The following is an 11,860-nucleotide window of genomic DNA, read 5'->3' on the forward strand; positions in this document are numbered from 1 at the left end:
CTTACGCGCGACTCACTTTTTCCAGTCGCTGAAAAAGTAAGCAAAAAAGCTCGCCCCTACCTTGGGTCTACGCTGCGCTCCGACTTCCCTCATTCCATCGCCGCTCCGGGGGCCGGACTAGGCGTCCCCGCGATAAGGGCCATCCATGGCCCGACACGCCTTTCGCGGCTCCCGGCCGCTCAACCCCCTACGCGTCGATTCCATTCGGCCTGCGATGAATGGGGCGGGTAGATCACAAGCCAGATCACAAGCGGTAGATCAAAAGCATCGCGGCTGAAGCCGCTCCCACAGGTTTGGGTGGTCCCTGTAGGAGCGGCTTTAGCCGCGATTCCCTGGAAACGGCGATCCCCAACTTCCCCCTAAATCCCCCTCACCATTTTTCGTCCATTGGGTATTGCGGAATCCCCGCTCGCCTTTTCGATTGGACGACTGATGAGCACGATTGAATCTTCCCTGGCCCGCCGTTTCCTTGAGTTGCCCGCCGAAAAGCGCCGTTTGTTTTTGGCGGCGCTGCGCGATGAGCGAATCGAATTCAGCAGCTATCCCATCGTCTCGATGCCAGGCCACGCCGAGCGGGATTTTCTGTCGTATGCGCAACAACGCATGTGGTTCCTTTGGCAGCTAGAGCCGCACAGCGCGGCCTACAACTTGCCCAGTGCGGTGCGGTTGCTGGGCGCGTTGAACAGGGACGCCTTGCAGCGCAGTTTTCAGGCGTTGGTGCAGCGCCATGAGAGCCTGCGCAGCACCTTCGTTCAGCACGGCGACGTGGCGTTTCAGCAGGTGGCGGAACACGCCGAGCTAACCGTGCAGTTCACCGATCTAAGCGCGCTGGATGCCGCCGCCAAACAGCAACAAACCCAGCACTGGGCCGCGCAGCAGGCGGCGCAGCCGTTTGATCTGAGCACCGGCCCGTTGCTGCGGGTGCAGCTGTTGCGCCTGACGGATGAGGAGCATGTGTTGCTGCTGACCATGCACCACATCATCGCCGACGGTTGGTCGATGAACATTCTGATTCAGGAGTTCATGGCCGGTTACGACGCCTTCGCCACCGGGCAGCCTTTGCAGTTGCCCGCGCTTGCGGTGCAGTACCGCGACTACGCGTTGTGGCAGCGCAGCTGGTTGGCGGCCGGGGAGCGCGAGCGGCAGTTGGACTACTGGCGCGAACACCTGGGCGAGGAACATCCGTTGCTGGAATTGCCCACCGATCACCCGCGCCCAGCCATACCCAGCCATGCCGGTGCGCGCTTGGAGCTGCGTGTGGATGCCGATCTGCAACAAGCGCTCAGGGCGCTGGCCGTGCGCAGTGGCGTGAGTTTGTTTGTGGTGCTGCTGGCCAGTTTCAACGTGCTGCTGCATCGCTACAGCGGGCAAACAGACATCCGCGTCGGCGGCCTGATTGCCAACCGCACGCGCCGGGAAAGCGAAGGGTTGATCGGCTTTTTCGTCAACACCCAGGTGCTGCGCAGCCAGCTCAGCGGCGCGTTGCGCTTCAGCGAATTGCTGGCGCAGGTGAAGCAGGCGAGCACCGCTGCACAAGCCCATCAGGAGCTGCCGTTCGATGCCGTGCTGGAGGCGCTGCAGCCGTCGCGCAGCCAGAGCCACAACCCGCTGTTTCAGGTGATGTTCAATCATCAGCCGTTGGTCAGCGATGTCACTGCCATGCAGTTGACTGGCGGCCTTCAGGTGGCGCTGTTGCAGGCGCAGCAGGGCGCGGCGAATGCCCGTCAGCATGCAGCCGCCAGTGACCTGATGCTGGAAACCCGCGAGGAGGGCGAGCACCTGCTGGCGGCGTTTACCTACGCCACTGACCTGTTCGAGGCCCAGACCATTGAGCAACTGGCGGCGCACTGGTGCCAGTTGCTGCGCGCCGTGACGCAAACGCCCGAGGCCGCCATCGGCACTATGCCGCTGCTGACTGACGCCGATGTGCAACGCCAGCACGCCAACAATGCCTACCTGCAAATGCCGGCGGCCGACACACCGGTGCATCAGCTGTTCGAACAGCAAGCCGAACGCACGCCGCACGCGTTGGCGGTGCAATTGGCGTACAGCCAAGCCACCTTGAGCTACCGCGAACTGAATCAGAGCGCCAACCGCTTGGCTCGGCACTTGCGCGCGTTGGGCGTCGGTGCCGGCGGCTTAGTGGCCGTTATGCCGGGGCGTCACCTGAGCTTGCCGGTTGCGCTGCTGGCGGTACTGAAGACCGGCGCCGCCTATGTGCCGCTGGATTCCAGCACCCACACCGAGCGCTTGGCGCAAGTCTGTGCGGCCAGCGGCGCGCAGTGGCTACTCAGCGATGAGCCGCAGGCGCTTGAACTGCCCGGCGTCACCCGCGTGGCTGTGCAGCAACGCGGCAACGATGAAAACCTCAATCTGCCGATTCATCCTCAGCAACTCGCGTACGTCATTTACACCTCCGGCTCCACCGGCCAACCCAAGGGCGTGGCCGTCAGCCACGGTGCGCTCGCCGGGTTTAGTCAACTGGCGGCGGATTACAGCGAACTCCAGGCCACGGACCGTGTGTTGCAATTTGCCACGGTCAGTTTCGATGGCTTCGTTGAGCAGTTTTACCCCGCGTTACTGCGTGGCGCCGCCGTGGTGCTGCGTGATTCACGCCCGTGGGACAGCGAAACCTGGTTGCACGCCGTGCAGCAACACGGCGTCACCGTGGCGGATTTGCCCGCCGCGTATTGGCACATGCTGGTCAAGGATTTCGCCCAAGGCCCAGCCCGTTCATTCGGCAATCTGCGCCAGATTCACGTCGGCGGCGAAGCCATGGCGGTGGACGGTTTGCGCTTGTCGCAGCAAGCCGGGCTGGGTGCGGTGCGGCTGCTCAATACCTATGGGCCGACCGAAGCCACGGTGGTGTCGAGCATCCACGACTGCACCTGGCTGGCTGCCGAGCAGGTGAGCTGGCGCGGCATTCCGATTGGTCGACCGTTGCCTGGCACGCGCCTGCATGTGCTCGACGCCGACCTCAACCTGTGTCCGCAGGGCGCCATCGGCGAGCTGTATATCGGCGGCCCCGGTTTGGCCCAGGGTTATCACGGCCAGCCAGCCCTGACGGCGCAGCGTTTTGTCGCCGACCCGTTCACGCCCGGCCAGCGCTTGTACCGCAGCGGCGACCGCGTGCGCTGCCGTGCCGATGGCGCGCTGGAGTACATCGGCCGCGTCGATCACCAAGTGAAAATTCGCGGTTTCCGCATTGAGTTGGGGGAAGTCGAAGCGCGCCTGCAGCAGTGCCAAGGCGTGCGCGAGGCGCTGGTGGTCGCGCCCGACCTGGGCAGTGGCGCCACGCTGGTGGCCTATGTGGTAGCGGAACACATCGACCTCAACGATGCCGCCGCGCAGCAAGCCTTCCGCCAGCAACTGCGCACCCGCCTGCAAGCCGCGCTGCCGGATTACATGGTGCCGAGCCACTGGCTGTTGCTGGACAAAATGCCGCTCACCGCCAGCGGCAAGCTCGACCGCAACGCCTTGCCAGAACCCGACCCCAGCCAATTACAGCGGCACTACCGCGCGCCGCAAAGCGAGCTGCAAATCAGCCTCGCGGCGATCTGGAGCGAGGTGTTGCAGGTGCCGCGTATCGGTCTGGACGACAGCTTTTTCGACCTCGGCGGCCATTCACTATTGGCCGCGCAAGTGGTTGCGCGCATCAAGCGCGAACTGGGCGTCAGCCTGCCGCTGCGCAGCCTGTTCGAACGGCCGCTGTTGGCTGACTTGGCCGACGAGTTAGCCGCGCAGCAACCGCACAACACCCAGGACTGGGACGAGATGGAAGCGTTTATGAATTCCCTGGAAGAGGTTTGAGCATGACCCCGAACACCACCGCCCGCATCGCCGAAAAGTTCATCGGGTTGTCGCTCGAACAACGTCGCCAGTTCCTCGCCAAATTGCAGCAAGACGGCAAGGATTTCAGCCTGCTGCCCATCGTCGCCAGCCGACATCAGCAGCCGCACTTGCCGCTGTCGTACGCGCAGCAGCGCCTGCTGTTTCTCTGGCAAATGGAACCCCACAGCGCGGCCTACAACATGGCCGCCGCCTTGCGCTTGCAAGGTTCGCTGGACGAACAACGGCTGCAAGCGGCGTTTGATGGTTTGCTGCAACGCCACGAAACCTTGCGCACGGTGTTTCATCTCGAGGGCGAGCAGGCCGAGCAAAAAGTGCTGCCGGCGCAGCCCCTCGTCGTGCAGCGCAGCGACCTGAGCCAAGTGCCCGCCGAGCAGCGCGAAGCGCAGGTTCAAGCGCTGGTAGAAGCCGGCGTCGCGCAGTCGTTCGACTTGCTCAATGGCCCGCTGCTGCGCGCCAGCCTGATCACCCTCGCCAGCGACGAACACGTGCTGCTGGTGTGCATGCACCACATCGTCTCCGACGGTTGGTCGATGGACGTGATGGTGCGCGAGTTTGTGCAGCTGTATCAGCACGGCGCCAGCAGCCTCGCGGCATTGCCGGTGCAATACGCCGATTACGCGCTGTGGCAGCGGCGCTGGCTGGAGGCGGGCGAGGGCGAGCGGCAGTTGGCGTATTGGCGAGCGCAGTTGGGTGATGAGCATCCGCTGCTGGACGTAGCCCCTGATTTCCCCCGGCCGCCAGTACAAAGCTATGCCGGGGCCACCGTGCGTTTCGACTTTGGCCCATCGCTGTCGCAACGCATGCAGGCGCTGGCGCGCAGCCAGGGCAGCACGCTGTTTATGCTGGCCCTGGCCGGCTACGGCTTATTCCTCGCGCGCCACAGCGGCCAGCACGACATCCGTATCGGCGTGCCGAATGCCAACCGCGGCCGGGAAGAAGTGGAAGGCCTGATCGGCTTTTTTATCAACACGCAGGTGCTGCGCTGCCGGATCGACTGGCGCCAAAGCTTCACCAGTTTGCTCGCACAGATTCGCGAAACCAGTCTGACCGCCCAGGCCTATGAGCAATTGCCGTTCGAGCAACTGGTCGAGGCGTTGCAGCCGCAGCGTAGCCTCGGGCACAACCCGTTGTTTCAGGCCAAATTCAATCAGAACGTCGGCCTGCAAACCCGCGAAGCCTTGCAGCTGCCGGGGCTGAGCATTAGCGAATACCCGCTGCACAAAGTCGGCACGCACTTTGATCTGGCGCTGGATATCACCGACACCGGCGCCACCGTGTTGGGTGAAATGACCTATGCCAGCGACCTGTACCAGCCCGCCAGCATCGACGGGTTTATTGCCAGCCTGCGCGCGTTGTTCGAACAGGTACTGGCCCAGCCGGACGCGCCGCTGTGCAGTCTGATCAACACGCCGGTGCCGACCGCACCGGTTAGCCGCGCTGCGCTGCCGTCCGTGCTGGAGCGCTGGAATAAGCAGGTGGCCGAGCAGCCGCAGGCGTTGGCGGCGGTGTGCGGCGACCTTCGCCTGAGCCACGCCGAGCTGGAGGCTCAGGCCAACGCATTGGCCGCCCACCTGCAACACCGTGGCGTGCGCGCTGGCATGCCGGTGGCGGTGCTGTTGGAGCGTTCGATGCCCTGGCTGGTGACGTTGCTGGCGACGCTGAAAGCCGGCGCCGTGTATATGCCGCTGGATGTGAAAGCGCCGTCCGAGCGTGTAGTGGCCATGCTGCAACGCGCAAACGCCGCGCTGGTGGTGCTCGCCGCTGACGATGAGCGCCGCGAGCAACTGGGCGGCGCCGTACTGACTTATGCCCCGGCGCAATGGCCCGCGAACGCCACGCCATATCCGGTGGTGCTGCAGCCAAACAGTCCGGCGTATGTGATTCATACCTCCGGTTCAACCGGCCAGCCCAAGGGCGTGTTGGTTGCCCATGGCGCGCTCGCCAGCTATGTCGACGGCGTGCTTGAACGCCTGGCCTTGCCGGCCGGCGCGAGCATGGCGCTGGTTTCCACCATCGCTGCCGACCTCGGCCACACCTTGGTGTTTGGCGCGCTGTGTTCCGGGCGGCCGTTGCATGTCCTGGAGCCGGAGCTGGGGTTTGATCCGGATCGCTTTGCCGCCTATATGGCCGCTGAGCACATCGCCGTGCTGAAGATTGTTCCCAGCCACCTCAACGGTTTGCTGCAAGCGGCGAACCCCAGCGATGTATTGCCCAGCCACGCGTTGCTGGTGGGCGGCGAGGCGTGCTCGCAGGCGCTGTATCAGCGGGTGCGCCAGCTCAAGCCGGCGTGCCGCTTTATCAACCACTACGGCCCGAGCGAAACCACCGTCGGCGTGCTCACCCATGAGCAAACCGGAGAACCGCTGGAAGGCAACGTACCGCTCGGCGCCGTGTTGCCTGGCGTTCAGGTGCAGGTGCTGGATGCTTTTCTGAACCCGCTGCCAGAACGGGTGGCCGGCGAGCTGTATATCGGCGGCGCCAACGTTGCCGACGGCTACCTGGGCCAGCCGGCGCTAACCGCCGAACGCTTTGTGCCGGACCCCTTTGGCGCGCCCGGTTCACGCGCTTACCGCAGTGGCGACCGGGTGCGCCGCAGCGCCGATGGCGTGCTGCATTTCCTCGGCCGCAGCGACGATCAGGTGAAAATTCGCGGCTACCGCGTCGAGCCCGGTGAAGTGGCGAAAGCGCTGCGCCAACTGCCCGGCATCAGCGACGCTGCCGTGCTGGCTCAGCCGGTGCAAGAGCAGCTGCAACTGGTCGCCTATTGCGTGGGCGATGTGTCGGCAGCGGCCATCAAGGACCAGCTGCAAACCCTGTTGCCGGACTACCTGATTCCCGCCCACATCCTCACCCTGGACCGCCTGCCGCTCACTGCCAACGGCAAGCTCGATCGCCGCGCCTTGCCCAGCCCGCAGGTGCAGCAACTCACCTATGCGGCACCGCGTAATGAGGTGGAAAGCACCTTGGCGGCGATCTGGCAGGACGTGCTCAAAGTCGCGCAGGTGGGCGTGCACGACAACTTCTTCGAACTGGGCGGCGACTCGATTCTGAGTCTGCAAATCATCGCCCGCGCCAAGCGCCAGGGCCTCAAGCTCACGCCGCGCCAACTGTTTGAAAAGCAGACCGTGGCGCAACTGGCGCAGGTCGCTAAACCGGTGGTGGCTAAAGCGGTCGCAGCCGCCGCCAGCAGCGCTGACATTCGCCTGCTGCCCGTGCAGCAGCGCTTTTTCGAAATGGCCCTGGAACAACCACAGCATTACAACCAGGCGGTGCTGCTGACCCTGCGTCAGCCACTGGGCGCCGACACACTCGGGCGCGCCTTGAACGCCTTGCTGCAACAGCACGAGGCGCTGCGTTTCAGCTTCTATCAGCACGAGGATCGCTGGCTGGCGCGCACACGATCGGTGGTCGACAGCGACGTGTTGTGGCAGCGCGATGTCGCCACTGCCAGCGAACTCACCGCCATTGCCGAGCAGGCACAACGCAGCCTCAACCTGAGTCAGGGTCCGCTGCTGCGCGCGGTGTTGTTCACCCTGGCCGACGGCACTCAGCGCCTGTTGTTGGTGATCCATCATCTGGCCGTGGACGGCGTGTCTTGGCGCGTGCTGTTGGAAGATTTACACGCACTGTGCGCCGGGCAAACGCTTGACCCGGCGCCGAGCCAACAGCGCTGGGCCGAGCGCCTGGCGCAATGGACCCAGCAACAAGGCGCGGCTTCGGTCACTCACTGGCAGCACGCGTTGCAGCGCATCAGCGCCGAGTTGCCGGCCGCCCGTGCCGGCGCCAGCCTGAACCTGGAACACAGCCACGGCCTGTATTGCCGCCTGAGTGCCGAGCACACGCGGCAACTGCTGCAACAAGCGCCCGCCGCCTACCGCACCCAGGTAAACGATTTGCTGCTGACGGCACTGGCGCGCACCTTGTGCCACTGGACCGGCCAGCCCAGCGCCTTGATTCAGCTCGAAGGCCACGGCCGCGAAGCGCTGTTCGAGGACATCGACCTGTCGCGCAGTGTCGGCTGGTTTACCAGCTTGTTTCCCCTGGCGCTGAGCCCGGCCGCCGAGCTGGCCGAGTCGATTCAGACCATCAAAGAACAGCTGCGCGCCGTGCCAGACAACGGCATCGGCTTTGGCGCGCTGCGCTACCTCGGCACGCCCGCCCAGCAAGCCGCACTCGCGGCATTGCCGCAGCCGCGCGTGACGTTCAATTACCTCGGTCAGTTCGACCAGAGCCTGGCCGCCGACGGCCTGTTTGCGCCGGCTGCCGAAGCCATCGGTGCGTTGCAGAGCCCGAACAACCGCCTCGGCAACTGGCTGAGCATCAACGGCCAGGTGCTGAACGGTGAGCTGGAACTGGGCTTCACCTTCAGCCGCGCGATGTTCGCCGAAGCCGACATCGCCGCGCTCGCCGAGCGGTATGGCCAAGAACTGCGCGCGGTAATCAGCCATTGCCTGAGCGATAGAGCAGGCGGCGCCACGCCCAGCGATTTCCCCCTGGCCGGGTTCACGCAGCAGCAGTTGCAGCAACTGCCGTTCGACCTGCGCCAGGTCGAGGCCATTTACCCGCTGTCGCCGATGCAGGAAGGCTTGCTGATGCACACCTTGCTGGAGCCCGGCTCCGGCATTTACATGATGCAGTACTGCTACACCGTCGACAGCGCCATCGACCCCGAGCGTTTCCGCCGCGCCTGGCAAGCCGTGGCCCAGCGTCACGACGCGCTGCGCACACGGTTTTCCTGGAACGTGGGCGAGCGCATGGTGCAAGTGGTGCAGCGCGTGGCCACGCCGGATGTGCAGATTCACGACTGGCGCCAGGTGCCGGCCCACGAGCACGAAGGCAAGCTGTTCGCCATGCTGGCGGACGAACGTGGTGCCGGCTTCGACCTGCAAAACGCCGTGCCTTTTCGCCTGCGCCTGATCCAGTTGAGCGACCAGCGTTTCGGTTTTGTGCTGAGCAATCACCACATTCTGATCGACGCCTGGTGCCGTTCGCTGCTGATGGACGAGTTCTTCGCCGAGTACGCGGCGCTGGCGCAAAACCGCAGCGCCGCCTTGCCGCCGGCTTCGCGCTACGGCGACTTTATCGCCTGGCTGCAGCAGCAAGATCGCCCGGCCTCGGAACGCTTCTGGCGCGAACAACTTGCCGGCTTCGAGCAACCCACGGGCCTGCCATTCGACCGTCAGCCGCTGCGTGAGGCCGGGCATTCGTTGATTGGCGACGTGCAAACCCAGCTGAGCCGCGAACAGACCCAGCAGTTGCAAGCCACCGCGCAGCGTCTGCAACTGACCGTCAACACCTTGGTGCAGGCGGCGTGGGCCTTGGTGCTGCACCGCTACAGCGGCGAGCGCGACGTGCTGTTTGGTGTGACGGTTGCCGGTCGCCCGGTCGATATGCCGGACATGCAGCGCACTGTTGGCCTCTTTATCAACAGCATCGCCCTGCGTGTGCACTTGCCCGAGGCCGGCAGTGCGACAAGCGTTGGCGAATGGCTGCAAGCGCTGTTCGCCCTCAACCTGCGCCTGCGCGAGCACGAACATTTGCCCTTGGTGGACATTCAAGCGTGCAGCGAAATCGGCAAGGGCCAGCCGCTGTTCGACAGCCTGTTTGTATTTGAAAACGCGCCCGTTGAAGACGGCGTAATGGAGCAGGCGCAAAGCCTTAATGTCAGCTCGGACTCCGGCCGCACCCACACCAACTACCCGATGACCGTGGTGATCTACCCCGGTCCGGCACTCGGCCTGCATTTGTCCTACGACCAACGCTGGTTCGAGCGCAGCACCGTCGAGCAACTGTTGGCCGATTTCACCTTCCTGCTGCTGCAACTGGCGGAGCAGCCGCAACAGCGTTTCGACGCGTTGCCGTTGTTGGCCCCTGAACAACGCCAGCAGTTGCTCGACGATTTCAACCAGACCGCCCGCGACTACCCGTTGCAGCACGGCTACGCGACGCTGTTCGAGCAGCAAGCGCACCAACATGCGAACCGAGTGGCTGCCCGCTGCGACGGTGAGCAATGGCAGTACCGCGAACTGGATACTGCCGCCAATCGCATGGCCCAGTCGCTGCTGCGCGCGGGCGTGCAGCCGGACCAACCGGTGGCGTTGCTGGCCGAGCGCGGGCTGCCGCTGTTGGGCATGATCGTCGGCACCCTGAAAGCGGCGGCCGGCTACCTGCCGCTGGACCCGCACCTGCCGGCCGAACGCTTGCGCCACATCCTCAGCCTGAGCCGCGCGCCCGTGCTGGTGTGCACCGCCGAATGCGTGCCGGCGTTGCAGGCGCTGCTCGCCGCTGTCGACGCCAGCCAGCGCCCGCAATTGTTGATCTGGGAACAGCTGCAACAGACCGGCGACGCCAGCGCGCCAGACGTACTCATTGGCCCGCGTCACCTGGCTTACGTCATCTACACCTCCGGCTCCACGGGTCAACCCAAGGGCGTGATGGTCGAGCAGGCCGGCATGCTCAATAACCAGCTGAGCAAGCTGCCGTATTTACGCCTGAGCCACGACGATGTGATCGCGCAAACCGCCTCGCAGAGTTTCGATATTTCCGTGTGGCAGTTCTTGACCGCCGCGCTGTGCGGCGCGCGGGTGGAAATTGTGCCGGATGCCATCGCCCACGATCCGCAGGCGCTGCTGGCGCACGTGAATGCCACCGGCATCAGCGTGCTGGAAAGCGTGCCGTCGCTGATTCAAGGCATGTTGGACGGCGAGGCGATTGCATTGCCCAACCTGCGCTGGCTGCTGACCACCGGCGAGGCGATGCCGCCGGAACTGGCGCGGCGCTGGTTGCAGCGCTACCCAAACATTCCGCTGATTAACGCCTACGGCCCGGCCGAGTGCTCGGACGATGTCTCGCTCACGCCTATTACCGAGGCGCACACGGCGAGCAGTTACCTGCCCATTGGTGTGCCCACCGACAACAACACACTGCACGTGCTCGATGCCCAGTTGCAGCTGGTGGGCGTGCGTGCCGTGGGCGAGTTGTGCGTGAGCGGCACGGGGGTGGGGCGCGGGTATGTCGGCGACCCGGTTCGTACCGCCCTGGCCTTTGTGCCGGACCCTTACGCCAGCACGCCGGGCCAGCGTTTGTACCGCACCGGCGACCTGGCGCGGCGCCGCGTCGATGGCGTATTGGAGTACGTCGGCCGCCGCGACCACCAGGTGAAAATTCGCGGCTTGCGCATTGAACTCGGCGAAATCGAAGCGCGCCTGAGCGAGCAGCCCGCGGTGCGCGAGTGCGTCGTGCTCGCCCAGGATCAAGCCAGCGGCCGGCATCTAGTGGCGCACGTCACCACCAACGAGCCCTGCGCCGACGAGGCGCTTCAACGCGCGTTGCGTGATCGCCTGAAGGCGGCGCTCAAGCGCCAGCTGCCGGACTACATGGTGCCGCAGCAATGGGTGGTGCTCGAGGCCATGCCGCTGAACGCCAACGGCAAGCTGGACCGCAAGGTGCTGGCGGCAATTGAAAGCCAGGCCGTGTATGGCGATTTCGTCGCCCCCGAGGGCGAGCTGGAAATGCAGCTGGCGGCGGTCTGGCAAGAATTACTCGATGTTGAGCGCGTTGGCCGGCACGACAACTTCTTCGAACTCGGCGGCCATTCGCTGTTGCTGGTTCGGGTGATTTCCCGGCTGAAAAACACCCTCGGCGTCGACCTGCCCATGCAGGATTTCTACCGCGCCAGCAGCGTGGCCGAACTGGCCGCGTCCATTGAAAAGAGCAGGGAGCACGGCAGCGTCGAAGACGACTACGACGCCATCTTCGCCACCCTCGACGAACTGGAGGAGGCGTAATGCTCAAGCAGCCCTCGGCACACACGCAAGCACTGGTCGACCGCATCAAAGGGCTGGGCTTTGCCAAGCGCCGTGAACTGTTTCAGAAACTGACGGAGAAGGGCGTTAACGTCGGCCGCTTGCCCATCGTGCCGGCCTGCGAGCGCGATGCCTTGCCGTTGAGTTACGCCCAGCAACGCCAGTGGTTTCTCTGGTAACTGCAGCCGGACACCAGCGCGTAC

The 11,860-nt window shown here is 64.7% G+C and carries 3 protein-coding genes; all 3 read left to right on the top strand.

Annotated elements, in window-relative coordinates:
* Positions 1-432 precede the first annotated feature (432 nt).
* The 3 genes from ACZZZU_RS02360 to ACZZZU_RS02370 are packed head-to-tail and all read left to right on the top strand — an operon-like array spanning position 433 to position 11,836.
* Positions 433-3,810, top strand: a complete 3,378-nt coding sequence (locus ACZZZU_RS02360; RefSeq protein WP_463549603.1) for an amino acid adenylation domain-containing protein — start codon at positions 433-435, stop codon at positions 3,808-3,810.
* Positions 3,811-3,812: 2 nt separating this feature from the next.
* A complete protein-coding gene (locus ACZZZU_RS02365; RefSeq protein WP_463549604.1) occupies positions 3,813-11,639 on the top strand; it encodes an amino acid adenylation domain-containing protein in 7,827 nt (2,608 codons plus the stop codon).
* Positions 11,639-11,836: a hypothetical protein gene (locus ACZZZU_RS02370; RefSeq protein ID WP_463549605.1), complete on the top strand. Its 198-nt coding sequence runs from the start codon at positions 11,639-11,641 to the stop codon at positions 11,834-11,836. The genes ACZZZU_RS02365 and ACZZZU_RS02370 overlap by 1 nt, the downstream gene beginning before the upstream one ends.
* The last annotated feature ends 24 nt before the right edge of the window (positions 11,837-11,860 follow it).

This window comes from Pseudomonas sp. AC136 (genome assembly GCF_979258585.1).

Excerpts from the sequence above, each read along its gene's own strand:
- ACZZZU_RS02360 (WP_463549603.1), top strand. The coding sequence starts at position 433 with ATGAGCACGATTGAATCTTCCCTGGCCCGCCGTTTCCTTGAGTTGCCC.
- ACZZZU_RS02365 (WP_463549604.1), top strand. The coding sequence starts at position 3,813 with ATGACCCCGAACACCACCGCCCGCATCGCCGAAAAGTTCATCGGGTTG.
- ACZZZU_RS02370 (WP_463549605.1), top strand. The coding sequence starts at position 11,639 with ATGCTCAAGCAGCCCTCGGCACACACGCAAGCACTGGTCGACCGCATC.